Origin of the sequence: Mesobacillus subterraneus, from assembly GCF_023715485.1 — a bacterium.
Lineage (GTDB): Bacteria > Bacillota > Bacilli > Bacillales > Cytobacillaceae > Mesobacillus > Mesobacillus subterraneus_B.
Map to the genome: position 1 here is coordinate 23264 of NZ_JAMBOF010000006.1, position 24723 is coordinate 47986.

A 24723-nucleotide genomic window follows, 5' to 3' on the forward strand; every position below is an offset into this window, starting at 1 on the left:
TGATTTGATTTTTTAGCACCTGTTGACCGGAGCGGTAATCAACTGCCCAATTTAACAGAGTTTAAAAAAACAAAAAAAGCCTTCTTAAGAAGAAGACTTTTAACATGCGAGCCATTCTCCTCATCTGCCAAGTTTAAAAAAACTTGCTGGAATTAGCACCTTTTCAACTATGAGTTGATGGTTGCTGAAGCTTCATAGGGCCAGGACCCTCTGCTTCTCTGGATAAGAAATGATTAAATTATTAAATTTCTCTAAATATTACGACTTAAAAAGGTGATTGTCAATAGTTTTTTAAAGCGGTAAAGTTCTAAACCGCCGAAAATGTTAAGTTCTTCATCAGTTTATAAAATAGGCTCTGTTAAAGCTGTATGTTGATTTTAAACCCTATTGATTGTAGTGGACGGCGCGTAGACTCCTGCGGGCGCAGCTGGTCAGGTGAGACCCCGCAGGAGCGAAGCGACGAGGAGGCTCAGCGCCAGCCCCGCGGAAAGCGAAGCGCCTGGAACGAAAATCAACGGCCGTGTTTAACAGAGCCATAAATAAAAAAATAAAGGCTGACTCGAATCATTCTTTTCGAGTCAGCCTATTAATCTTATTCTCTATTAATTTACGCCAACTGCATCAAAAGCTTTGTTAACAGCATTTACTTCAGCTGAAGAAGCTCCATAAAGATCAGTTGCCGCTTGTACAAGACCAGCTCTTGCCTGGCTGAAGTTTGTTGAAGAAGTGAAGTACACTGTATTTGCACGATAGAAGATCGCACCCATCTTGTCAGTTCCGACTCCTGGAACTGATACGCCATAATGTGTTCCGCCTTGACTTAGAAGATAAGCGGCTTTGTTGATGATTCCACTGTTCGTGTGAACTCCGCCATTATCAGAAGTTCCTGTATAGCGCTTAGAGTAATGGTCTGGATCTCCGTACTTTGCAGGGTCGCTCATCGAACGAAGGGCATCACCGGCTGTTTTTGGCGTGTAGATGTCTTCGCCGATTTCAAAATCAGGATTGTTGTTGTCATGGAACTCAGCTAGTGTACCAAAGATATCAGAGATCGCTTCGTTTAAAGCACCTGATTCATATTGGTAAACAAGGTCTGAACTGAAGTCAGTCACTGCATGTGTCAGTTCATGCGCAACAACATCAAGTGCACCAGAAAGAGGGATGAATGTTGTGCCATCACCATCGCCGTAAACCATTTGCTGTCCGTTCCAGAATGCATTATTATAGCTTCTGCCATAATGGACAGTAGACTTCAATGCTGCACCCTTATTGTCATAAGAGTTGCGGTTGAAGACACCTTTATAATAATCGTAAGTAAGACCTGCATAATAATGCGCATCAACGGCAGCACCATCATAAGCTGCATTCAAAACATTATCTGCATCTTTCCAAAGAGTACCAGGCGTTCTTTGGCGGTTCTGGGCGTCATATGTGAAAACGCCATTTCCTCGTGTATTATCTTGTAAATAATAAGCTCCGCTTGAAAGAAGGGTATTCAGCGTTTTTGTATCACCAAGTACACCAACACCAGATCCAACTGTATTTGTACCAGCTAAAGATGGGTTTGTTTTACCTGCTGTGTCGATTGCATTGTATTTATTGATGATTTCCCCTGTTTCTGCATTGATGAAATATTGATAATTGCCTGGTTCAGGGCTTAAGAAGTTCAAAGTGACATGGTATGCATATACAGCTTTGTCTGCAGTTGGGTATACGACTAACTCTGCAGAAGGAGTTTGCTCGTATACTGGTTTTAGACCTAAATCAGCTTCAGCTAACGCAACTGCATCTTTTTGAGATTTCTTGTTTGCTGCTTTTACAAGCTTGCTGTTAAGCTCTTTGCTGACAGTTCCGCTGAACACTTGAAGAACGCCTGCTTCATCAACTTTCGCAACCTGGGTAGAACCCCAAACAGGGACACCATTATATACTTGCTGTAAGCGGACAACGTCACCGCCTAGCTCATCTGCTTCCTGGGAATTAACAACGAAAGAATCATTTGCACCTAAATTGTATTTTCCTTTTGAGGCTTTAAGATAATCAAGGACAACATCCTTTGCCGCCTTTGCGGATGGGTTTGTCAGTTTGCCGGCAACAAATTCTTGGGTGCCATGGCTTTTTGTGAAATTTTTAGCTTTTGAATCTGTTGATGGTGCAGCAAAACCTGATGCAGCTACCAATCCGCTGATTGCTAGACTCGCAGTTAATCCTAAAGATACGACTTTCTTTTTCAAATGAACTCCTCCTAAAAATGATTAATTCTAGCTAATAAATATTAGTAGATTATCATATTTATACTTTAATATTCTGAAGATTGCAACAAAGAAGTCTAATATTGTCGAATTTATTAGTTGGGAAACTTTTTGACTTGTTAATTACTAGAAAAACTATTTTTGAGAAGAGAGGAATTTTAAAAAGAAAATGTAGTCAGAATTAATTGACTAATCAGTTAATATATTTTTATTATTAAGTTGTAACACCAGCTCACAAAAAAGGAGGTAATAAGGAAATGAATTCTCTTTGGTTAGCCGTAATTGGAATGATTGTTTTTGCCACTGGCTACCGCTTCTACTCAAAGTGGGTAGCAGAGAAGATTTACCGTCTCGACCCAAATTATGTAACACCAGCGAATCAGTATTCGGATGGAGTGGATTTTGTCCCGACGAAAAAAACGATTTTATGGGGGCATCATTTTACATCTGTTGCGGGGGCAGCACCGATTGTCGGACCGGCAATAGCCGTTTATTGGGGATGGCTTCCCGCTTTTCTATGGGTAATTTTAGGGACTGTATTCGCTGCAGGGGTACACGACTTTGGGACACTAGTCCTGTCAGTCCGCAATAAAGGTCAGTCCGTAGGTACGATTACAAACAAGCTGATCGGCAAGCGTGCCAAAATGATGTTCTTATTCATTATTTTAATTCTTGTGTTAATGGTTAACGCCGTTTTTGCATGGGTCATCGCAAACCTGTTCGTAAAATTCCCGGCGAGCGTGCTTTCTGTTTTCATCCAGATTCCGCTTGCAGTTTGGATTGGATATGCCGTCTATAAACGGAAGAAAGGAATGCTCGTTCCTTCATTGATTGCTCTGGCAGTTATGTATGGTACTGCAGTGCTTTCCAGCCGTATACCTGCTCTGCAAATCGATCTTGTTAAGTATTTTGGCGGGGCGGAGAATACTGTTTTATTTGGGCTCAACGGTGTTTCAATGGCATTCTTTATCTGGATCATTATCCTTATGGCATACTGCTACATTGCATCTACACTTCCTGTTTGGAAGCTTTTGCAGCCACGCGATTACATCAATTCACATCAATTAGTTGTAGGATTGGCAATCTTATATTTAGGGCTAATTTTCCTGCAGCCAAAGGTCACTGCACCCGCAATGAATGCAGCTGCAACAGATGTATCTTGGTTTCCGCTTCTGTTCATCACGATTGCCTGCGGGGCGATCTCAGGTTTCCATGGACTTGTATCATCCGGGACTTCCTCAAAACAGCTTGAAAAAGAAACAGATGCAAGGTTTGTTGGATACCTAGGCGCTGTTGGAGAAGGTATTCTTGCCCTTATTGCGATCATTGCTGTTGTAACGGTGTTTGCTACGAAGGCTGATTTTACTGCTGCGTATGGAAGCTTCGCTGCGGCGAGTGCAGGCGGCCTTGGAAACTTTATCAATGGTGCGGCACAGCTTGCAACAGGAATTTGGATTCCAGCAGATATAGCCAGAACGATTGTTTCGGTTATTGTTGTCAGCTTTGCAGCAACGACATTAGATACTTCAGTAAGGTTGATGCGTTATATCATTGCTGAAATTGGAAGCGAATACAATGTCCCGGCTTTGACGAAAACGCACGTTGCCACAACGGTTGCTGTCGTATCCAGTGCTGCACTGGTTCTTTTGCCAAAAGGTCCTAACGGTTTTGGATCTGGCGGATATTTACTATGGCCGTTATTCGGAACCAGCAATCAGCTTTTAGCTGGGGTGAGTCTGTTGCTGATCTCAATATGGCTCAAGCGTCAGGGCAGGAATTATCTAGTGACCTTCATCCCGATGGTGTTTGTGTTCTTCATGACCCTTTGGGCAATGATTCAACAGGTAGTATTCCAATGGTCGGGGTACGGTGCTGGAGAATTGAATCTGCTGCTCTTCGTTATCGGAGGCTTGATCCTCATCTTCGTATTCTGGATCATCCTTGAAGCTATTACCGCATTCAGCAGGAAAAACACGCCTCCATTAAGCAGGGAAATGTAACAAAGTTAGAGGCCGGGCAACCGGTCTCTATTCTCATTTTTACTAAGGAGAATGCATTATGGGCTTTTTTGAACAATTTAAACGCGCAATCGCAGTTTATGATGAAATCCTCAAACAACCTCACAGGTCCGAGCTGGCCAGAGAACTGAGGGACGAGGAAGATCTGTTTATGCTGTTGTGTTTTTCGGAAATGCTCGGGCTGCCGAATCCAGCTTTCTATTATACGCTGGAGCTTTATCCAGTGATCATTGAACGATTCCACGAGTGGCATCTTCGTGCAGGCATCGAAAAATCGCCGCTTGATGGAATACGCTGCTGTTAGGAGGTGCAGAAATGACATTATTGGACAAGAAGATATATTTTATCGGAGGAAAAGGCGGAGTTGGCAAAAGTACTACCTCTGCTGCAATGGCTCTATTGCTCTCGAAATCTGGAAAGAAAGTTTTGCTAGTGTCGACTGATCCAGCTCATAATACTGGTGATTTGTTTCATGCGGATTTCGGTGGCGGCAAAATTGTTAAAGCAGCCCAAAATCTTGACGTCCTTGAGATAGATTCTGAACGGGAATCGAGAAATTATATTAACGGGGTGAAAGGGAATCTGAAGGGGCTTGTAAAAGCAACGATGATCGAAGAGGTAAATCGCCAGATCGACATGGCAGCATCCTCTCCCGGAGCTGAAGAAGCAGCTTTGTTTGACCGGATTACTTCTTTGATTCTAGAGGAAATCAGGAATTATGATGCAATTGTTTTTGATACAGCTCCTACAGGTCATACTATCAGGCTGTTAACCCTGCCGGAATTGATGGGTGTATGGATGGACGGGCTGCTTGAACGTCGAAAAAAGGTTAATGAGAATTATGCACAGTGGATGAATGACGGGGAGGTTGTTGAGGACCCGTTATATGAAAAGCTGAATGAACGGAAAAATCGCTTCAAGAAGGTTCGTGAAATCTTGCTTGATCATGCTCAAACTGAGTATATATTCGTTCTCAATGCTGAGCGGCTGCCAATCCTAGAAACCGCAAAGGCGATTGAAACGCTGCACAAGCATAGCATCCATGTAAACACTATTGTCGTCAATAAAGTCATTCCGGATGAAGCAGATGGCAACTTCATGGCACAAAGAAAAGCGAATGAAGGTATAAATCTGAACGAGATTAAGAATAAATTCAGAAACCTGAGGCAAGTCTTTCTGCCGCTGCTTGAACAGGATATATCATCTTTAAAGGCTCTTGAACAAGTTTCCCTTATTTGTAGGGAACAAATTGAAAAATTACACATGGGTAATTATTAGAAAGATACGTTTCTTTTAGCTTATTTACGGATAAATAAGAAGATGGATAATTTTTGAAAGATAACGGAAACTAGAATATAGTTAATTGGCTGTTTCTGCATTGATTGTCGTTTTTCTTACAGAACCTCTCTGCCGCATTCAGACGGCTTCGAGGCTATTTTCTTGTTGCTCCTTAACCCACAATGCCACAAGACTTGTTAAAATGCTGTAGACGATTTTTTCCTTTTGTACTAGAAAGAAAAAAGCTTTACGAGAAGAGCCTTATTTTTTGATTATAGCTGGCTGACAACTGCTGCAGCAAAATGGGGGATAGAAATGAGAAGAATATATCCAGGTTCTATTACATCATATAGCCAGTTTGGCCATATTAAAGTTCCGAAAAGCGTTAAGTGCGTGTGTCCTGGCTGCAGGAATAAGGTTGAATTTGTTCTGAAATCTACCTACCAAAGCAGCAAGCATGGATTGATGACCGAAAGTATCTGTCCGTCATGTAAATTCAGCGCACCATTTATTATCATAACGAAAGAAAAGGACATTCATCCTGATGTCTACATATATGATCCAGACACAGCCACACATCCGCTGAATCAAATTGAGCAGCTGCCGAAAATACCGGAAGAATTGGTAAGGGCCTATAAATCGGCTGTCAACGTCCATCATACGAAGGAGAATGCGGCAACTGCTGTGTTGGCGAAACGTGTCATCGAGAATATCCTTAAGCATTTCTTATCGGAAAAAAGTAAAGGGCTGACTCTTGAACAGCAGTTTAAAAGCCTGCCAGAGCATATTAATTTAGTAAAACCTATCACTTCATTAAGTCCATTAATGGCACCGGATGGTTCACTTCATCACATGCTGGAGCTTGAGACTGAACTGGACGATGAAATGGCTGAATTAATAATGGACTTATTAGAGGACATGATTCAATACCTATTTGTTTTACCGGGAAAAATTGAAATCACCCAAGAACGGATTGAAAAGAAGTTAACCTAACAGTTGGCAGCCTAAGCGGGCTGCTTTCTATTCGTTTATCGCATTCTAATAAGGTACATAGTTTGGTATAGTTGGGAGGGTAAAAAGGAGGAGCAGCTATGCAATACATAAAACAAATTAGTTACGTAATTGCCATTTTAATGGCGATGTCATTATTACCTCAACTTGCTTCAGCACATAATGGCAGCCGCGATGATTTGGGAGGGCATTTTCGCGGCTCAGACTGCGTCTATTTCCTGCATGAGCCGACCTCACTGGCAAAGAGCGCAACAAATATGCCGGACCTGATTAGATTAATTAAACAATATAATAGCAATGCGAACTGTGCTAGCGGACTTAGCGAGAGCAAAGTAGAACTTGAAGGGTACATCTTCCCGGCAGAAAGCCGTTCAGCCACGGAAAAAGAGTCGACGCCATCTGCTGCACCAAAGATTTCTCAAGCGAATGATATATTGCAGCTAGGCAAAACATATGAAGCGAAACTAGTAGAGTGCACCGACGGCGATACTGCTGTTTTTACTATTAATGGAAAAAACTATAAAACTCGCTTTATATATATTGATACTCCTGAAAGTACAACGACGAAGGAAGCATTTGGTGCAGAGGCGGCCCAATATACGTGTTCGTTTTTAAAACAGGGAAAGATATCCCTTGAAACGGACGGAACGAGCTTGTTTGATAAATATAATCGCCTTCTGGCCTGGGTGTGGGCAGGAGACAAGCTTCATCAGGAGGAAATTACGAAGGCTGGTTTTGTTGAGGATTTCTACGATTATGGAAACTATAAATATGAAAACCGGATTTGGGCAGCCATGGATTATGCCAAAGAAAACTATAAAGGGATGTATGCTGCCTCAAAGACTGTGGACAAAAAACAGGCCCCTGTAGAAGAAAATAAATCTTCTAAAGAGGAATCAGATAATAAAGAGGATAAACAAGGTGAGGAAAATAATGACCAGCAAAGCGATAAGGATAACGAAGAAGAGCTAAATGAAGAAAATAAGGAAATGAGAGAACAAAAGGCGGATACATCCAATTATGAAGAATTTGTAAGCTGCGGGTTCTTCCGCGGCATCATTTTCACGATTCTTTTATATTTAATTCTGCCAATAACAAATGCGCTTGGAAGACGGCCATTGATTGCTCACCGTTTGTGGAGCAAAAAATGGTGGCTGAATGTTTTGCTGGGCATTTTGTACGCTGCATTATGCATTATACCGCTGATTTTAGTCATAATAGAGTTTTTGTATCTTTTTAAAGGTAAAAAACGCAGAAGATAGACAGAGAAGGTAATAAAGGATGGCCTATGCCATCCTTTATTAAGAGAGAAAGTATGAAATTCCACTCCAAGAAATGTCCAGCTCCAGCGCCTATCCCCTCGAGTCTCTTCGGTCCGCTCACGATGTCAAACAACGAGTGATTTTGTACCGGATTCAGGGAGAAAATAATCATGAATGCAAACAAAAAGAGTACGTATGGAAGCCAATTATTTTTCAAAGCTTGTAGTCTCTGAATCAAGCATTTCTTCAATTTCCTTTTCTGTTGGTGGCACAACAGGGTCTAGTTGATTAGTCAGCTTATCAATTTTCTTATGCAGCCTGACAACATCGATCAGAATAAGAAAAAGCAAAACAATAATCATCCACAACAATTGATCACACCTCCCGCATATTATCGTTTTATTCCAATATATAGAAAAAAACAGGCCTGGATAGCTATGTTTCACTGTAGCGACCATTATAATTGCGATGTGAAATGGATTATATTAGTATCTTATTGAATACATATGGTGGTGTTGCAGTGGAAATTACTAAACATTTATTAATGAATCTCTCGCTTCTTCTTGTTCTGCTGTTTTTTACCCAGCTGATCATCGAAAGGCAAACGAAGGAAAAAAGCCGGACCATGCTGCAAAAATCCTATTTTATCCTATCGATTTTGACATGTTTTATTTTTTCTATAGAAGCACAGGAAGGTATCCGCTTTGATCTTCGCCATGTGCCAATGATCCTTGGAAGCCTTTATACAGGGCACAGCTTCCTATTGGCTGGTGTGACAATCCTCATGCGGGGGTTCATGGGGATAAATGATGGATTCTGGACTTCTGCAGGATTATATATCATCCTTGCGTTTCTATTGATATGGATTCATTCTTGGTTTTCAAGGCTTTCATTGAACCAAAGAGTAGGCGTATCGATTTTGTTGACATTGATGACATCATTTGTCTTGATAGAGCTTATTGGTTTCGTTAATGAGCCAATCAATCACCCAGAGGCCTGGATCAGTTTTTTAATTATTCCTGCATTAACTTCGGGATTAATCAGTTACTCAATAGAAACCATTCGACAGTCACTTTTGATACGCCAAAAGCTTGCCAAGGCAGATAAAATTGAAGCAGTGAGTCATTTGAGCGCCGCTATTTCCCATGAGGTGCGGAATCCATTGACTACCGTAAAAGGATTCCTTCAATTGCTTGGTGAGCAATCCTATCCTGAGGAAAAGAAACAGGAATTTATCCAAATAGCTGTCCAGGAACTTGAGCGGGCTGAAGAGGTCATCAATGATTACTTGACGTTTGCCAGGCCGGCATTGGAAAAAGTAGAAGATATCGACGTTGAAAAAGAAATGAATCAAGTTTTGAACGTCTTGAACCCTTTAGCCAATTTAAACGGCGTTAAGATAAAAAGGAAGTATTCACCGGGCCTTAAAATTTCAGGGGACCGCTCAAAATTTCAGCAGGGGTTCATCAATCTGATCAAAAATGGATTGGAAGCCATGCCAGATGGAGGCGAGCTCACCGTCCAAACCTTCAATACAGGGCATGTAGTCCATATACTGGTTCGGGATACAGGCATCGGCATGACTGAAGAACAAATGGCCCGTCTCGGTGAGCCTTACTATACAACAAAAGGGCAGCAAGGAACTGGACTTGGAATGATGGTAACCTTTAGTATCATCCGAGCCATGAAAGGCAAAGTAGAAATCAAGAGCCAGCCAGGCAAGGGCACAACCTTCCACATTCGTTTTAATATCACTAACGACCGGTATAAAAATGGAAATCCTTCCGAATAAGCGGGAGGATTTTTCAGGTTATAGATGAAGTAAGGATGGTGTGTCTTTTCTTGACAATATAATCCAATATTGCTATATTTATAGTAGCTTATTGCACGTGTTAGGCATTATAAATTTGCTTGTTCTAATGTTTAAAAACGTTTGAATAAGTCATGTGTGAAGAACTAAACGTTGTGATTTGCTAAATTTAAATCATGGCTTGTTCGGCCGATTTAGGAGGATTTTTTCACATGAAAAACGGTAAAGTTAAATGGTTTAATTCAGAAAAAGGTTTCGGATTCATCGAATCTGAAGATGGCAACGACGTTTTCGTTCATTACTCAGCTATTCAAACTGAAGGCTTCAAGACATTAGAAGAAGGCCAGGAAGTATCTTTCGAAGTTGTTGAAGGTGCTCGTGGACCACAAGCCGCAAACGTTACTAAACTATAATTATAATAATAACTGACCTTATAGCTCAGCCATCTGGCTGGGCTTTTTATATTTACGGCTAAGGCGGAATAAAAGAACCGAATGACGGCCACGGTGGCAGCAAATGGTGTCCGGCAGCTGCTCAAGCAGTTGTTCCAGCTGTGAAGGAGGATGTTCATACATGTAAAAAAAAATCTGCTGGGAGAGTCACTCAGCAGGTTTTTAACGTTGGATTATTTTTTTGATAACGTTTTGCAAATTTCCTTCGGTGATGATTCCTGAAAAATCGATTCCTAGCTGTACGGCTGTTTGCGCTACCTCTGGTCTGATGCCGGTAACGATCGATTGCACGCCAATGAGCTTCAAGGCATCCATTAACTTGAAAATTTGGTGCGCGACCATTGTGTCCACCATGACAACCCCTGACAGATCGAGAATCAAGGTGTTAATTTTTGCATCAATGCTTTGTGTTAAAGTAGTTTCCATTAAGCCTCTTGCCCTTGTCGTATCAATTTCACCGATAAGTGGCAACAGACCAACTTCTTTTGTCAACGTGATCACCGGCGCACTAAGCTCCTTAATCAACGAAGCCTGTGATGACAGACGGTTCATTAAGATTTCCATAAAATAGATGATAAAGGACTCAAGTACATAATCAAGAGTATAGTTTAGTTTCTTTTCCCAGGAAAAGACATCTTCAAGTGTAACCTCAAGCTCAGTTTGTCTAACGAATTTCTCGATATATTCCCAATAAACACGGCGGAATTCTCCGGAATTCCAGGCTACTTCAGTCAACTTTGTATTGGATTTAATTCGGTCGGCTGATGTCTGGCTCGTCCAGGCAGAAATTGTTTCTTTCATCTCATCCTCAGTCTGGTAAAGTGACCTGGCCACAAGTCGTACATAATTCGAATTTTGTACTTTCACTCTGTTCATTACTTCGGGCGGAGCATCAGCAGAATAGTCGGAACCTTTGATAACCCTTTGGCGTTTCAGCCAATCTTCTGTAAAATTGGTCGCATTGTCGATTAGGAATTGGTAGAGAGCTTCAGTTTTGTTATCCATTATTATTACCTGCTTTTTAGAGTATTCACTACCTATATTCTTTAAGACTAATGGGGAAAAGTCAAATTTTAATGTTCATTTACTGTAAAAAATAGAAATCATAAAGGAAAAATTAGGTAGATTTTAAAAAGCAGTTCTGATAGAATTAGAACAAACGTTCTTTAGTCTTTCCTTTATTTGATGGCCCAATAAATTTTCGAGTCTGCTATAATAGTAGCATTGCAAAAATGATCATTCATTTAACTTTTATTTAAATAGATTTTCAGATTCAGGGGGGATTAGCATGAAATTTATCCACACAGGAGACTGGCACTTAGGCAAGCTTGTTCATGGCATGTATATGACAGAAGACCAGCGCGAGGTGCTCAATCAGTTTGTTGATCTGGTTGCCGAGGAGCAGCCTGATGCGGTTGTAATTGCGGGAGACCTTTATGATAGATCGGTCCCTCCAACAGATGCTGTCGACCTTCTTGATGAAGTGCTTTTCAAAATCAATGTCCAGCTCAATACTCCAATCGTTGCGATTGCTGGCAACCATGATAGTGCTGAAAGGCTATCGTTCGGAAGCTCATGGTATCGCCACAGCCATTTTTATCTTACAGGAAAGCTCTCAACTGAATTCAAGCCGGTACATATCAACGGAGTGAATTTTTACCTTATCCCTTATGCAGAACCTGGCCAAGTCCGCCATTTGCTTGACGATCCTTCAATTCATAGCCATCAGGATGCGATGAAGGCAGTAATCGGTAAAATAGAGGAAAATATGAATCCGAAAGAGGCCAATGTACTTGTTGGACATGCTTTCGTCCTTGGCGGTGATTCTTGTGATTCGGAACGGACTCTGTCTGTCGGCGGATCAGGCTGTGTCACGCAGGATTTGTTCGATCCCTTTGCTTTTACGGCTCTTGGGCACTTGCATAGCCCAGATGCGATCCGGCATGAGAAAATTAAATATTCAGGTTCACTATTAAAATATTCTTTTTCAGAGGCTAAACAGAAGAAATCGATTTCCATTGTGGAGATGAATGAGAACGGAAGCTTTGAAATGCGCTACCGCAGCCTTAAACCTAAGCAGGACATGCGTGAAATTGAAGGACATTTGGACCAGCTTTTGGATCCTTGTTTTTATGAAAAACAGAACACACATGATTATTTAAAAGTTACCTTGCTTGACGATGGTGCGATGATTGACCCAATGGGGAAGCTCCGCCATGTATTCCCGAATGTTTTGCATCTTGAGCGGAAAATCGAAGCAATCGATCAGAAGCAAAAGCAAAATTTCACTTCCATCAGAGAAGAGAAGAAATCAGAACTGGAACTCTTTGAACAATTTTACAGTGAAATGACAACAAGTGATTTTACTGAACAGAAGCGCGGATTAATGGCAGGCGTGATTGATAAAGTCCTTAAAGAGGAGGGAATGAAATGAAACCTCTAAAGCTTACGATGCAGGCTTTCGGGCCATATGCGGGTACCGAAATCATTGATTTCAGACAACTCGAAAATAGGACGATGTTTGTAATCTCCGGTAAAACGGGAGCCGGGAAGACGACTATTTTTGATGGAATCAGCTATGCAATCTACGGAAAAGCAAGCGGAGAAGACCGGAATGGCCCCGATCTCCGCAGCCAGTTCGCCGACGATGAGTTACTGACGGAGGTAAGTCTCGAATTTTCTCTTCGACAAAAGACCTATCAGATCACGAGGTCGCCACAGCAGGAAAAGAAAAAGAAGAATGGCGAAGGAACAACAAATGTCGGAGCAAAGGCTGAGCTTTATTTAGTTGACGAGAACGGAGAGTTGCAGCTGCTCGCATCCAATGTGAGGGAAGTTGAGGAAAAGATCAAGGAAATCATGATCATCGACAGCAATCAGTTCAGACAGATCCTGATGATTCCCCAAGGTGAATTTCGCAAGCTCCTCACATCTGACAGCAAGGAAAAGGAAATCATCCTTCAAAGATTGTTCCATACTGAAATCTATAAACGTGTGGAAGAAAAGCTTAAAGAAGAGGCGTCCGAGCTGAAAAAATCGGTTGAGGACCAGGTGGAAAAAAGGAACTCAGCGTTACGCAGCATAAAGGCAGTTGAAAATGAAGAGCTGACAGAGTTTGTCGAAGCTGGCAGTGTCAATGATGTATTGATCCTCCCGCTTTTAAAAAATGAAATTGAAGCAATGGGTACCAGACTGGAGAAAATGAGCAGTGAGCGTCACAAGCTTCAACAGGACCGCGATAAAATGCAGCAGCGTTTATTCGAAGCAGAAGCGACCCTAAAGCAAATCCAGTCCCTTGATACCCTTCGCACCAACAAAGAAAAGCTCGATGGCCAGAAGGACATATTTATCGAAAAAGAAAAAGCAGCCGAGCTTGCTAAAAAGGCTGCATTGCTATCAAGCCAGGAACAGCTTTGCCATCGCCTGAAAGCTGACTGCGATCATTTGACAGACCAACTATCACAGATTTCCAAGAAAATAACACAATTAACAGAAAAACTTTCCCATAGTGAACTAGAACACCAAAAACAGGTGAACCTTGAACCAGAACGGAAAACTGCCGCGGAAAATGTTAGCAGGCTTGAACACATGAAGGAAGATGTACAGGCATTTGCCAGCATTGCCGCCAGCGTAGAGGAATTGAAGCGTTCGCTGAAAAGTGCAAAGCAGCGCCGGGAGAAGAATGAAGCTGACCTGAAGTCTGCTGAAGAGCGCCTTAAAATACTGCAGGGTGAAAAAGAACATGCGGAAAAATCTCAGTTATCCTTCCTCGAAAATGATCGGAAGCTAGAGAAGCTGACAGCTGAATTGGATAAGCTAAAAAAGTTAGGTGTACTAAATAATAAGACCGAACAAGCACGAGCCAGCTTCGAATTTAAAAAAGGCTTCTATAATCAGTCTCTTTTGCGTTTAAAAGATGCGAAGGCAGCGGTTGAGGAGCTAGAACAAAAATGGCTTCACTCCCAGGCAGCGGTATTGGCAGCCTCTTTACAGGGTGGAGTTGCATGTCCGGTCTGCGGATCGGATCACCATCCGAATCCTGCAGCTGCAAGTGATGGTTTTATTCCATCAGAGGAAGACTTGAAAGCAGGAAGAGAGCAGGCTTCAGCCCTTGAGGAGGAAAAGAGCCTTGCTGAAAAGGACTTCATTGAAAGTGATGCGACACTAAATTCTTTAAAGGATACCGTCGTTGAATTGGTCGACGAGATTAAAAATGGTCGTCCAGATTTCAACATCGAAGGACTTACTGATGCTGTTCTTCAAACTGAAAGTGACATAGTGAAGCTGCAAAAGATGCAAGACGAGCATTCTTTAAGACTTAAAGCACTTGAAAAGATAAAAACTGAAATGAAGAGATTTGAAGAGGGAAAAGAAAAGCTCCAGCAGCAGGTGAAATCCCTGGACGAAGACTATCAAAGCCAGATGATTCAATATACCGAAAAGAAGACAACCCTTGAACGGATGACAGAAAAAATACCTGAAGAGCTGCGTTCCTTGCCGGTGTTTGAAGCAAAGCTAAAGGAGGCTATCCAGTGGCAGAAGCAGCTGGATCAGCAGCTGGAACAGGCGAGAAAAAATTATCAGGAAGCGAAGGAACAGCTTGGAACAGAAAAGGCTCGCGGCGAAGAGGCCGAAAAGCGACTGAAAGAAACCGATGCCAAGCTGACAGCCGAACGGGAAGAGTTCAAAAATAACATGAATTCCCAAGGGTTTGAGAATTATCAGCTTTACCACCAAGCCAAAAAGCCTGAGCGTGATATTCAGCTTATTGAAACTGAAATCAGGAATTACCGTGAAGAGGTTAGGTCCGTAACTGACCGATTCGCTGAGCTATCTGCAATCCTTCAGGATGTTAAAAAGCCTGATATGGAAGGACTTCAATCTGAATTTGCAGTTGTGAATGACAAGATTAAAATGGCAGATGAAGTTTACCAGGATCTCAATTTGAAAAAACGTGACAATCAGTCCATTTTAGAGCAGGTTGAATCCTTGAATGAACAGATGAAGGTCCTTGAGGAGAGGTACAAGCTCGTCGGCCATTTATATGAAATATCCAAAGGGCAGAACACATACCGGATCACATTTGAGCGCTTTGTATTGGCTGCTTTTCTCGATGATATACTTGCGGAAGCAAATGTAAGGCTTAATAAAATGACAAGCGGACGTTACCGGCTATTAAGGAAAACAGATCGCTCAAAAGGGAATGTACAGAGCGGGTTAGAGCTGCTTGTTCTTGACGCTTATACTGGTCAGGAGCGCCATGTCAAAACTTTGTCAGGCGGTGAAAGCTTCAAGGCAGCACTCTCGCTTGCACTTGGGCTTGCTGATGTTGTCCAGAACTACGCAGGCGGAGTTTCGCTCGAAACAATGTTCATTGATGAAGGTTTCGGAACGCTTGACCCAGAGTCTTTGGACCAGGCGATTGAAGCATTAATCGATATCCAAAGCAGCGGCCGTCTTGTCGGCATCATTTCCCATGTCCCTGAACTTAAGGAACGGATAGATGCAAGGCTTGAAGTCATTGCCACCCAGACAGGCAGCAAAACTGAATTTCTCTTAATGAATTAACGCTAAAATACAGCATCGCAGAAACGATGCTGTATTTTCACGATTATCCAAAATAGCAGCAGGGAGTTTTAACATGGATTTTGAAGTGCAATATCTATCATTTTACGTTGTCCAGGTAGAAGGAAAAGGCGACCAGGCCGACAAAAGGTATAAACATTTCCAAACATTGAACGAGGAAGAATTTGAAAACAGCTCTCTTAAGGACTTCCTTGAAGGCGAGTTCGCTAAGATCGTTAAGCGCAAGGTAGAGCGCCATCCAAAAACAGAGGAAGTACCGACAAAATTAGGTTACTTCATCGTCGAAGAGGGACATGATCTTACATCAAACCCTAACTATAATCTTTTTCACCGTGTCCGCTTTGCGGAATCAAAGGAAGTTTTCCAGCAGGAAAGTGAAAAATTCGCGATTGCCTATGTAGACACCAGCGCTGTCCGCGGCGGTGTATTCATCGTAGCGAGGGCAAAGCTTCGCAAGTATTTCGACGATTCTTTCGTATTCATTTTAAAATGTGATTTCGAGCCAAAGGTCGCATCCATTTCAGATGAATCTACTTTGATCCGCCAGGTCGAAATGGCAATCACAACAAAAAATATGAAATCCATTCAATATCCATACATGCCTGAAGAAGGTATGATCCAAGATAATGAGCTTAAAATCAACCAGGCTTCACATGCCCGTTATTTTGAAGATTTCTTGAAATATGTCGAGTATGGCCAGTCAATGCCGGAGATTGTAAAGACACAAGTAATCGAGATGGTAAGGGGCCATATGGAAGAAGCGTTTGAACCTGAAAGTGAAGAACGAGAGCAGCTTGAAAATGCAATGGAAATCTGGGCAGCCAGCGAAAAACGAGAGCTGCAGGAACGCTTTGAACCGGAACAGGTCATCGAAGCAGCTGCCCAGTTAATTGAGCACACACCAGAGCTTGAATTGAAAATGAAGCTGGATCACGTATCTGTGAAGGGGCTGCTAGCCGACTTTGGCAAAAACATCCATCTCGCGAAAATAAATGGAAAATACGTCGTCATGATAGAAGCAGATTCTATCGTTTTCGAAAAAGGGTTCTCACCTGTAGAGTTTGCAAAACCTGAAGAAGTCGCAACCGTTGTTGAGCGAATTAGGCAAAAGGGATAAAATGCATTTTAGTTGTCCCAATTAAAAATAATGTTGAAAGTATCGGCACAATGCCGGTGCTTTCTTTTTGTATTGTCAGCACGTCTGAATACTGGTTATAATTGGTAAGTGGGATAATACTAGATTCTGGATTCATAGTGAGGGGTTAACCTTTGATCACTACATACGTAAATTGGGGTGAAGCAAGAGTAAAGCTGACATGGAAACAAGGGGATCAGCTTCCGCCAAGAGATTTAATTACAAGTGTCCATGGATTTTGTTTTTTTGATGAAAAATTATTGCTGGTAAAATTAAATCACCGTGGCTGGGACATGACAGGAGGGCATATTGAAGCAGATGAACCTCCTGAAGAATGCTTTAAGCGGGAAACCATGGAAGAGGCTTATGTCACAGGCGAATGCAAGTTCTTAGGGTCGATCATTGTGGACCACAGTGAAAATTCGCTTTGGAATGAGGATAGCAAATATCCGAAAGTGGGATATCAGGTGTTTTACCGGATGGACATTATAGAAATCTATGACTTCGAAGCTGGATATGAATCTTCAGAAAGAATCTTTGTCGATCTTGATCAGGTAAGTGAATATTATCATGATTGGCACGAGCTGTATGATCATATATTAAGCTATGCTGCTAATAAAAAATAAGAGATTAAGAATGTTAGGGTGAAGGAAATGGATGCTATTAAACAAAACAGTCTTGCATGGGACAAGAAGGTTGAAAATGAAGCCGTTTATACTAAGGCAGTTTCAAAGGAGATCATTGAAAAAAGCAAAGCTGGTGATTGGGAAATTACGGTGACAACTGGTAGACCGGTCCCGAGAAGCTGGTTCCCAAAATCTTTGGCAGGATTGAAAATTCTTTGCCTTGCTTCTGGAGGAGGTCAGCAGGGGCCTGTACTGGCTGCAGCGGGAGCTGATGTTACCGTTGTCGACATTTCCAAGAAACAATTGGAGCAGGATGAGCTTGTCGCCAAAAGAGATGGACTTAATTTAATTACATTACAATGCAGCATGACAGATCTTTCGGCGTTCGAGGATGACCAATTTGACTTGATCATACATCCAGTATCGAATTTATTTGTAGAAGACATCTCACAAGTCTGGAAGGAAGCATCAAGAGTATTGAAAGACAAAGGCACACTAATATCAGGCTTTACAAATCCACTCTTATTTATCTTTGATGATGAGGAGGACATGAAAGGGAACCTGGTCGTTAAAAATAAGGTACCAGGGTCGTCTCTTGATTATCTGTCAGATGAAGAAAAGGAAGAGTTTATCAACTCTGATAATACAATAGAATTTGGCCACACATTAGAAGACCAGATCCAGGGTCAAATTGATGCCGGCCTGGTCATTGCAGGATTGTATGAAGACGACTTTGGCGGAAGACGACCATTGGATGAATTTATCAAATGTTTTGTCGCAACAAAAGCAGTTAAAATTAAGCTCTGAATTTGTTACGCCCTAAATATGGTTAGGGCGTTTTATTGTCCAGCTCCAGCGCTTGGTTAGTTTTCAACATTGAGTGGCTTCCTCGAATATCTTGCGAGAAGCGTTAGCTTTGAGCAGCTCGAGTAGCTTGTGGGGCCAATCCAAAACACATGCGCTTTCCTTGTTATATTTAGAATATTTAGACTAATAGTTGAATATTTCAATATAAGCGTTATAATAAAGTTAAAATACATACCGACCGGTTAGTAGAAAGTTACAGGGGGAATAAAATGAGGTTAGAAAACAAGACAGCAATCATTACTGGCGGTGCCAGCGGGATTGGGAGGGCAGCTGCACTTCGCTTTGCTAGTGAAGGAGCCAAGGTTGTAATCGCAGATTTAAACGTCGATGCCGGGAGAGAAACAGCTCAGCTAATTGGACAAAAAGGAGGGAACGCCCTTTTTATCGAGACAAATGTAAGCGATTCCAAGCAGGTCAACGAACTGGTTTCGGTAACAGTTGAAACCTATGGCAAGCTTGATATTCTCTTTAATAATGCAGGGATAGGAAATCCGAATGTGAAGAGTGTGGATCTCGAGGAAGAGGAATGGGACCGGATCATTGATATTAACCTTAAAGGCGTTTTCCTGGGTATTAAGTATGCTGTTCCCGAGCTCAGAAAGGCTGGCGGGGGAGCGATCATCAACACTTCAAGCTTGCTTGGGATTAAGGGTCAAAAATATCTTGCAGCTTATAACGCATCCAAGGCTGGCGTCATCCTATTGACAAAAAATGCTGCTTTAGAATATGGCAAGGATCATATCCGTGTGAATGCAATTGCCCCGGGAGTTATTGATACGCAAATTATCGACGGGTGGAAAAATGATGAGCGAAAATGGCCGATTATTTCGAGGGCCAATGCTTTAGGCAGAATAGGAACACCTGATGAAGTCGCAAATGCGGTCCTGTTCCTTGCCTCCGATGAAGCTTCCTTTATTACTGGTGCGACTTTGTCAGTCGACGGCGGTGGACTGACATTTTAGCCATATACAATTATGTTAACAATTGAATGGGGGAAATTAAATGAGCGAGAAAAATGTCTGGCTTTCCAAGTATCCTGACTCCATTGCATCCACTATCATTATTCCTGAAAAATCTTTGCCGCAAATGCTTCGCGAATCAGCAGAGAAGTTTCCTCACAACAATGCCTTATCCTTCTATGGCAGGAAGGTCACCTATGAACAATTATCCCATACTGTGACACATTTTGCTTCAGCACTTCAAAACAGAGGAGTGGAGGCTGGTGACAGGGTTGCCATCATGCTCCCGAACTGTCCTCAATATGTGATTTCCTATTTTGGTATATTGACCGCAGGAGCAATTGTCACCCAGGTTAATCCAATGTCTGTTGAACGTGAGCTTGAATATATCCTCAATGATTCAGGCGCTGAAACTATTGTCGTGTTCGATGCGCTCTATGCTAAGGTTAAGAGTGTTCAGGCTTCTACCAAACTAAGAAATATTATCGTTGTCAGCCTCCAGCCTACTGAGCATGCTTTTGCACCAGATACCAAGTTTGAAGCGTTCTTATCTGAGAGCAGCGGCAGGACGACCGTGGTTGATGTTGATCCAGCAGAGGATGTCGCTGTGCTGCAATACACTGGCGGGACGACAGGCAGGTCAAAGGGTGCGATGCTGACCCACCGTAATCTGCTAGCCAATGTTTTGCAATCATATGAATTTTTCAAGCATGATATAAAACCAGGGAAAGAGCGGTCGTTGACGGTAATCCCATTGTTCCATGTATTTGGGATGACAGCCTGTATGAATCTATCAATCTATACAGGAGCCGAAGTAATATTGCTTCCGCGATTTGATTTGGAAGAGGTCCTCAATACAATCAAGAATGAACAGCCTACGATGTTCCCTGGTGTCCCGACAATGTATGTCGCCATTACGAACCACCCGAAAGCTGAGGAATATGGCATCGGCAGCATTGAAATATGCAACAGCGGCAGCGCGCCAATGCCAGTAGAGCTGCTGAAAGAATTCGAAAGAAAAACAGGTTCAAAGATTCTGGAAGGCTATGGCCTGTCGGAAGCATCTCCTACCACCCATTGCAATCCAAGTTTTGCGGAGAGAAAGCCTGGCAGTGTGGGCATTGGCATGCCATCAACAGAATATAAGGTTGTTGACCTGGCAACTGGCTCAGAAGAAGTACCGGCAGGAGAGCTGGGCGAGGTAATCATCAAGGGCCCGCAGGTTATGAAGGGCTACTGGAACATGCCAGAGGAAACAGCAAACACTTTAAGGGATGGATGGCTTTATACTGGGGATATCGCCAAGGTAGATGAAGAAGGATACCTATATATCGTTGACAGGAAAAAAGACATGATCATCGCGAGCGGCTACAATATTTATCCACGTGATATCGAGGAAGTATTGTATGAACACCCAGCTGTACAGGAAGCGGTTGTCATTGGAATTCCAGATGAGTACCGGGGTGAGGCAGTCAAAGCAGTCATTGTATTAAAAGCGGGGAAAGAAGCAGGTGAGGCTCTGATCAAGGAATTCTGCCGAGAAAATATGGCCGCATACAAAGTACCGAATGTCATCGAATTCCGTGAACAGCTGCCAAAAACCAGTGTTGGCAAGATTTTGCGCAGAGCCCTCAGGGAAGAAGTGAATAGTAAATAATTATTCCTTCTCAATGGGACAGGGGGTAAAATATGGTATAATTTCTGTGCAGACTAGTAGGATTGCGAGGACATCGAAGTGAAAGAAAAAATTACCGCACACAGCATAAATCTATTCGAGAAAAAAGGCTTCAGTGAGACTTCCATCCAGGATATTGTAGACTCCCTTGGGGTTACAAAAGGTTCATTTTATTATTACTTTTCCAGCAAAGAAGAATTACTGATGGATATACATCTCAGATATATCGATGAGTTATTAGGCCGCCAGGAAGGGATTCTTTCAGGACAGTCAACAAGCAAACAAAAACTATTTGATATCGTTTTTATGCTGATCAGCAGCATAAAATCCAAAGGGTCATCCGCAAAAATATTTTTCAGGGAAATGCGGCACTTAAGTGAAGACAGACTGGCACAAATTGTCGCTAAGCGCGATCAATTCAGGATGGATGTGGAAAGACTGATTCATGAAGGAATAGACAGCGGTGAATTCCGGAAGGATCTAAATCCCGTGATTGTAACGTTTGGCATACTTGGTGCTGCCAACTGGAGCTATCAGTGGTTCAATCCTCAAGGGAAGGTATCAGATAGGGAAGTGGCCGAGATTTTTGTCGAGATGATCTTGAAGGGAATCGAAGTCAACTAAAGAATAATGTAGAGAGAGGCTTATGAATCGGAAGCCTCTTTCTATGAAGCTTACATACCAACCGGTTAGTACGGAAAGGCTTATTTTAACATCCAACCATTACTGAGAAAGAGGAGAGATACTTGCAGGAAATCCAGGTTCAGGCACGGTTTGGAGAGACGGATGCATTAGGACATATTAACAATACTAGTTACTTTGTTTATCTGGAGGAGGCCAGGATTCGTTTTTTTGAGGCATTAGGCTACAACATGGAGTTGAATGACTGGAAATTCATTTTAGCCTCCACCAAATGTGATTTTGTCAGCCAGGGTTATTTTGACCAGCTGTTAACTGTAAAAACGTATGTATCAAGAATTGGTTCAAAAAGCTTCCAGCTTGAGCATGACATTGTTTGCTCGCAAACACAGCAGCTGATCGCAAAGGGAAGCGCAATCATTGTGTATTATGATTTTAAAAATCAAAAGAGTGATGTTTTGCCCGAATTGCTTAAAGAAGGACTAAAAAGCTATTTATTGCCCGTGTAAATAACTGAATATTCCGTTTATATACCTATTAGGAGGTGCCCAAATGAGATTTGAAGAAACGGTGGTTCTAGTAACAGGAGCGGGGAGTGGAATTGGGAAAGCGACTGCTGCCCGGTTTGCCGGCGAAGGAGCAAAAGTAATACTGGTGGGGCGGACGAAATCCAAGCTTGAGAGAGCAGCAGTAGAAATTAATGAATCACTAAAGCTTCCGAGGGCCGATATCTTCCCAGCTGATGTAACTGATGAGGAAGATGTTAGGGAGCTGGCGGAATACATTGAAGAGCAATTTGGCATATTACATGTCCTTGTCAATAATGCTGGCGGGTCAGTCCACTCTAAAATCATGGATACCTCTGCAAGTGACTGGGACTTTGTACAAAATACAAATTTAAAAAGCGTTTTCCTGGTCTCAAAGACTCTTGGAAAGCTAATGGCAAACAGTGCAGAGAAGGAAGGTGATTTTTCGCAAAACCGTTCAATCGTTAATGTTGCCAGTTTATCGGGACACCAGGCTGGGGCACATATCCCCCATTATAGTGCAGCCAAAGCTGGTGTCATTAATTTTACCAAAGCATTGGCATTAGAGTTGTCTCCATACGGGATCAGAGTCAATTCAGTATCACCTGGGTTCGTAGAAACTCCCCTGACTGAGGAGGGGATGAGAAATGAACAATTCGTAAAAGCAATCAGAAAAAACACTGCCCTTAATCGAGCTGGCCGCCCTGATGAAATTGCCAATGTGATTGCTTTTGTCGCTTCACGTGAAGCTTCTTACATGACAGGCTCCGACATACTTGTTGATGGCGGCTGGCTGATTAAATAAGCATATTATTCTATTAAAATCGAGAAAGGATGAACTCTATGACGAATGTTAAGGCGAGTGACCATTTGATAATTAATAAGAATGGAGCAGTTCTTTTACTGACCTTAAACAGACCCGAAAGCCTGAATGCCTTCAGTCCAGATATGATCCTCACACTGACGGACGCATTAAGAGATGCGCAGAACAACCCGGAGGTAAAGGCAATCGTTTTGTCTGGTTCAGGCCGATCGTTCAGTGCTGGCGGCGATGTAAAAACGATGGGCCAGGCAAATGCGGTAGGCGTATATGACCATATCGGCAGGCTGAATGAATGTATCCTCGCGATGAAAGCTACAGAGAAGCCAATTATTGCAGCAGTTCATGGTTTTGCTGCAGGTGCAGGTTTCAACCTGGCCCTTGCATGCGACTTGATTGTTGCCGCGGATGACAGTAAATTTGCGCTAAGCTTTTCGCAGGTAGGCCTTGTCTCTGATGGCGGTGGTTCCTATTTTGTCCCAAGGCTTGTAGGTCCACACCTGGCAAAGCAATTCATGTTCACTGCAGAACCAATTCCGGCAGAGCGTTTATATCAGCTCGGAGTAATAAACTATCTAGTGCCTTTGGAAAAGTTACATGAAGAAACACTGAAGCTTGCCGGTCGGCTGGCAAATGGGCCGACCAGAACATTTGGGATGATAAAAAAGCTGGTCGACCATTCCATGACATCGACCCTTGAAGAAATTCTTGAGCAGGAACGGATTACACAAACGATGATGGTATCCACAGAAGATCATCAGGAAGGCATTGCGGCCTTCAAAGAAAAAAGAAAACCAAACTTTACAGGCAACTAAGGAGGAAAATCATGAAAGCAATTCAATTGAAAGAATATGGCGGTCCGGAAGTTCTTCAACTAATAGAGATGGAACGGCCAGAACCTAAAGGCCATCAGGTATTAATAGAAATTCATGCTATCGGAGTCAATTATGCTGACACTGCAAGAAGAGAAGGACAGTATGTGGTTCCTACTAAACTGCCGTTTATCCCTGGGGCAGAAATTGCGGGAGTAGTGGTTGAGACAGGAGAATCCGTAATAAATGTCCAAAAAGGTGACCGAGTTGTAACACTGATTGAGTCAGGAGGTTACGCTGAGTTTGCACTGGCTGACAGCCGAGGAATAATTCCTTTGCAGGAGCAAATGGATTTTGATCAGGCAGTTGCACTGCCACTTCAGGGCTTGAGTGCTTATCACATCCTGAAGACGATGGGACGGCTGGAAAAAGGTGAAACAGTGCTAGTTCATGCAGCGGCCGGGGGAGTAGGCACTCTCGCTGTCCAACTAGCTAAGCTATCAGGCGCAAGCAAAGTTATAGCGACTGCTAGCACTGATGATAAGCTTGCATTGGCAGCAGATATGGGAGCTGATGTTCTTATTAATTATACTGAGCAAGGATGGGAGGAAAAGGTTCTGGAGGCAACCGGCGGCAAAGGTGTTGATGTCGCCCTGGAAATGGCAGGCGGTGAGATATTCAATAAAACTCTGAAATGTCTTGCCACTTTTGGGCGGCTTGTTATCTATGGGGTTGCCAGCGGAGAACAAAGCCGATTTTATCCTTCATCCTTGATGGCCAGGAACCAGTCAGTCATAGGATTTTTCCTGCCGCAAATCATGAGAAAACCAGCTCTGATCCAATCAAGTATGGCAGAAATGCTTGGGTATTTATCGAAGGGTCAATTAAAACTGACAATTGGAGGTGTTTACTCGCTGGATCAGGCAGCAGAAGTCCACCGGCTTTTGCAATCACGGCAAACGAAGGGAAAGCTAATTCTTAAACCTTAAAAAGG

Annotated in this window: 23 protein-coding genes and 1 riboswitch; of the genes, 19 read left to right on the forward strand and 4 right to left on the reverse strand. The window is 42.6% G+C overall.

Annotated elements, in window-relative coordinates; genetic code table 11:
• Positions 1–117: 117 nt before the first annotated feature.
• Positions 118–229, reverse strand: a riboswitch (SAM riboswitch).
• Positions 230–602: 373 nt separating this feature from the next.
• Entirely contained in the window at positions 603–2189 is a 1587-nt protein-coding gene (locus tag M3204_RS09925; RefSeq protein WP_435367706.1) for a M4 family metallopeptidase, read from the reverse strand.
• A gap of 320 nt (positions 2190–2509) precedes the next feature.
• Here M3204_RS09925 and M3204_RS09930 point away from each other — a divergent pair, with 320 nt between their 5' ends.
• From M3204_RS09930 to M3204_RS09950, 5 genes are all read left to right on the forward strand, one after another.
• The gene (locus M3204_RS09930) at positions 2510–4252 is read left to right on the forward strand and encodes a carbon starvation CstA family protein (RefSeq protein ID WP_251481073.1); all 1743 of its coding nucleotides are present in this window, start codon (positions 2510–2512) and stop codon (positions 4250–4252) included.
• 58 nt (positions 4253–4310) lie between these two features.
• On the forward strand, positions 4311–4574 hold the full coding sequence (locus M3204_RS09935; protein ID WP_251481074.1) for a cory-CC-star protein: 264 nt from the start codon (positions 4311–4313) through the stop codon (positions 4572–4574).
• An 11-nt stretch (positions 4575–4585) separates the two neighbouring features.
• The gene (locus M3204_RS09940) at positions 4586–5548 is read left to right on the forward strand and encodes an ArsA family ATPase (RefSeq protein ID WP_251481075.1); all 963 of its coding nucleotides are present in this window, start codon (positions 4586–4588) and stop codon (positions 5546–5548) included.
• Between the two features lie 315 nt (positions 5549–5863).
• The gene (locus M3204_RS09945) at positions 5864–6541 is read left to right on the forward strand and encodes a hypothetical protein (protein WP_251481076.1); all 678 of its coding nucleotides are present in this window, start codon (positions 5864–5866) and stop codon (positions 6539–6541) included.
• 98 nt (positions 6542–6639) lie between these two features.
• Positions 6640–7821 (forward strand): thermonuclease family protein, encoded by a 1182-nt coding sequence (locus M3204_RS09950; protein WP_251481077.1) that lies wholly within the window; start codon positions 6640–6642, stop codon positions 7819–7821.
• Positions 7822–8027: 206 nt separating this feature from the next.
• On the opposite strand, the gene M3204_RS09955 is transcribed toward M3204_RS09950, so the two are convergent.
• Complete coding sequence (locus tag M3204_RS09955) at positions 8028–8192, reverse strand: hypothetical protein (RefSeq protein WP_251481078.1); 165 nt, start codon at positions 8190–8192, stop codon at positions 8028–8030.
• Positions 8193–8341: 149 nt separating this feature from the next.
• On the opposite strand from M3204_RS09955, the gene M3204_RS09960 reads away from it, so the two are divergent.
• Entirely contained in the window at positions 8342–9613 is a 1272-nt protein-coding gene (locus M3204_RS09960; RefSeq protein WP_251481079.1) for an ATP-binding protein, read from the forward strand.
• A 230-nt stretch (positions 9614–9843) separates the two neighbouring features.
• Positions 9844–10044 (forward strand): cold-shock protein, encoded by a 201-nt coding sequence (locus tag M3204_RS09965; RefSeq protein WP_251481080.1) that lies wholly within the window; start codon positions 9844–9846, stop codon positions 10042–10044.
• 18 nt (positions 10045–10062) lie between these two features.
• On the opposite strand, the gene M3204_RS09970 is transcribed toward M3204_RS09965, so the two are convergent.
• Both M3204_RS09970 and M3204_RS23670 read right to left on the reverse strand, forming a co-directional pair.
• Positions 10063–10206: a hypothetical protein gene (locus tag M3204_RS09970; RefSeq protein WP_251481081.1), complete on the reverse strand. Its 144-nt coding sequence runs from the start codon at positions 10204–10206 to the stop codon at positions 10063–10065.
• 39 nt (positions 10207–10245) lie between these two features.
• Positions 10246–11088, reverse strand: a complete 843-nt coding sequence (locus M3204_RS23670; protein WP_285856792.1) for an STAS domain-containing protein — start codon at positions 11086–11088, stop codon at positions 10246–10248.
• A gap of 283 nt (positions 11089–11371) precedes the next feature.
• Between M3204_RS23670 and M3204_RS09980 the strand changes: the two genes are divergently transcribed.
• The 12 genes from M3204_RS09980 (at position 11372) to M3204_RS10035 (ending at position 24718) form a co-directional block, all read left to right on the forward strand.
• Positions 11372–12517 carry an exonuclease SbcCD subunit D gene (locus tag M3204_RS09980; protein WP_251481082.1) on the forward strand — a complete coding sequence of 382 codons (1146 nt, stop codon included), beginning with the start codon at positions 11372–11374 and terminating at the stop codon, positions 12515–12517.
• Positions 12514–15651, forward strand: a complete 3138-nt coding sequence (locus M3204_RS09985) for an AAA family ATPase (RefSeq protein ID WP_251481083.1) — start codon at positions 12514–12516, stop codon at positions 15649–15651. The genes M3204_RS09980 and M3204_RS09985 overlap by 4 nt, the downstream gene beginning before the upstream one ends.
• 73 nt (positions 15652–15724) lie before the next feature.
• Positions 15725–16786, forward strand: a complete 1062-nt coding sequence (locus tag M3204_RS09990; protein WP_251481084.1) for a DUF3900 domain-containing protein — start codon at positions 15725–15727, stop codon at positions 16784–16786.
• A gap of 152 nt (positions 16787–16938) precedes the next feature.
• On the forward strand, positions 16939–17430 hold the full coding sequence (locus M3204_RS09995; RefSeq protein WP_251481085.1) for an NUDIX hydrolase: 492 nt from the start codon (positions 16939–16941) through the stop codon (positions 17428–17430).
• A 27-nt stretch (positions 17431–17457) separates the two neighbouring features.
• Positions 17458–18237 (forward strand): class I SAM-dependent methyltransferase, encoded by a 780-nt coding sequence (locus M3204_RS10000; RefSeq protein ID WP_251481086.1) that lies wholly within the window; start codon positions 17458–17460, stop codon positions 18235–18237.
• Between the two features lie 269 nt (positions 18238–18506).
• Positions 18507–19259: an SDR family NAD(P)-dependent oxidoreductase gene (locus M3204_RS10005; RefSeq protein ID WP_251481087.1), complete on the forward strand. Its 753-nt coding sequence runs from the start codon at positions 18507–18509 to the stop codon at positions 19257–19259.
• A gap of 40 nt (positions 19260–19299) precedes the next feature.
• Positions 19300–20913: a long-chain-fatty-acid--CoA ligase gene (locus tag M3204_RS10010; protein WP_251481088.1), complete on the forward strand. Its 1614-nt coding sequence runs from the start codon at positions 19300–19302 to the stop codon at positions 20911–20913.
• A 78-nt stretch (positions 20914–20991) separates the two neighbouring features.
• Entirely contained in the window at positions 20992–21555 is a 564-nt protein-coding gene (locus M3204_RS10015) for a TetR family transcriptional regulator (protein WP_251481089.1), read from the forward strand.
• Positions 21556–21677: 122 nt separating this feature from the next.
• Complete coding sequence (locus tag M3204_RS10020) at positions 21678–22079, forward strand: acyl-CoA thioesterase (RefSeq protein ID WP_251481090.1); 402 nt, start codon at positions 21678–21680, stop codon at positions 22077–22079.
• 43 nt (positions 22080–22122) lie between these two features.
• A complete protein-coding gene (locus M3204_RS10025; RefSeq protein WP_251481091.1) occupies positions 22123–22902 on the forward strand; it encodes an SDR family NAD(P)-dependent oxidoreductase in 780 nt (259 codons plus the stop codon).
• A gap of 38 nt (positions 22903–22940) precedes the next feature.
• On the forward strand, positions 22941–23732 hold the full coding sequence (locus M3204_RS10030; RefSeq protein WP_251481092.1) for an enoyl-CoA hydratase/isomerase family protein: 792 nt from the start codon (positions 22941–22943) through the stop codon (positions 23730–23732).
• Positions 23733–23743: 11 nt separating this feature from the next.
• Positions 23744–24718 carry a quinone oxidoreductase family protein gene (locus tag M3204_RS10035; RefSeq protein ID WP_251481093.1) on the forward strand — a complete coding sequence of 325 codons (975 nt, stop codon included), beginning with the start codon at positions 23744–23746 and terminating at the stop codon, positions 24716–24718.
• Positions 24719–24723: the final 5 nt, after the last annotated feature.

Bases quoted from the DNA above. Each gene is read 5' to 3' on its own strand.
- M3204_RS09930 (WP_251481073.1), top strand. From the start codon at position 2,510: ATGAATTCTCTTTGGTTAGCCGTAATTGGAATGATTGTTTTTGCCACT.
- M3204_RS09935 (WP_251481074.1), top strand. From the start codon at position 4,311: ATGGGCTTTTTTGAACAATTTAAACGCGCAATCGCAGTTTATGATGAA.
- M3204_RS09940 (WP_251481075.1), top strand. From the start codon at position 4,586: ATGACATTATTGGACAAGAAGATATATTTTATCGGAGGAAAAGGCGGA.
- M3204_RS09945 (WP_251481076.1), top strand. From the start codon at position 5,864: ATGAGAAGAATATATCCAGGTTCTATTACATCATATAGCCAGTTTGGC.
- M3204_RS09950 (WP_251481077.1), top strand. From the start codon at position 6,640: ATGCAATACATAAAACAAATTAGTTACGTAATTGCCATTTTAATGGCG.
- M3204_RS09965 (WP_251481080.1), top strand. From the start codon at position 9,844: ATGAAAAACGGTAAAGTTAAATGGTTTAATTCAGAAAAAGGTTTCGGA.
- M3204_RS09970 (WP_251481081.1), bottom strand. From the start codon at position 10,206: ATGTATGAACATCCTCCTTCACAGCTGGAACAACTGCTTGAGCAGCTG.
- M3204_RS23670 (WP_285856792.1), bottom strand. From the start codon at position 11,088: ATGGATAACAAAACTGAAGCTCTCTACCAATTCCTAATCGACAATGCG.
- M3204_RS09980 (WP_251481082.1), top strand. From the start codon at position 11,372: ATGAAATTTATCCACACAGGAGACTGGCACTTAGGCAAGCTTGTTCAT.
- M3204_RS09985 (WP_251481083.1), top strand. From the start codon at position 12,514: ATGAAACCTCTAAAGCTTACGATGCAGGCTTTCGGGCCATATGCGGGT.
- M3204_RS09990 (WP_251481084.1), top strand. From the start codon at position 15,725: ATGGATTTTGAAGTGCAATATCTATCATTTTACGTTGTCCAGGTAGAA.
- M3204_RS10000 (WP_251481086.1), top strand. From the start codon at position 17,458: ATGGATGCTATTAAACAAAACAGTCTTGCATGGGACAAGAAGGTTGAA.
- M3204_RS10005 (WP_251481087.1), top strand. From the start codon at position 18,507: ATGAGGTTAGAAAACAAGACAGCAATCATTACTGGCGGTGCCAGCGGG.
- M3204_RS10010 (WP_251481088.1), top strand. From the start codon at position 19,300: ATGAGCGAGAAAAATGTCTGGCTTTCCAAGTATCCTGACTCCATTGCA.
- M3204_RS10025 (WP_251481091.1), top strand. From the start codon at position 22,123: ATGAGATTTGAAGAAACGGTGGTTCTAGTAACAGGAGCGGGGAGTGGA.
- M3204_RS10030 (WP_251481092.1), top strand. From the start codon at position 22,941: ATGACGAATGTTAAGGCGAGTGACCATTTGATAATTAATAAGAATGGA.
- M3204_RS10035 (WP_251481093.1), top strand. From the start codon at position 23,744: ATGAAAGCAATTCAATTGAAAGAATATGGCGGTCCGGAAGTTCTTCAA.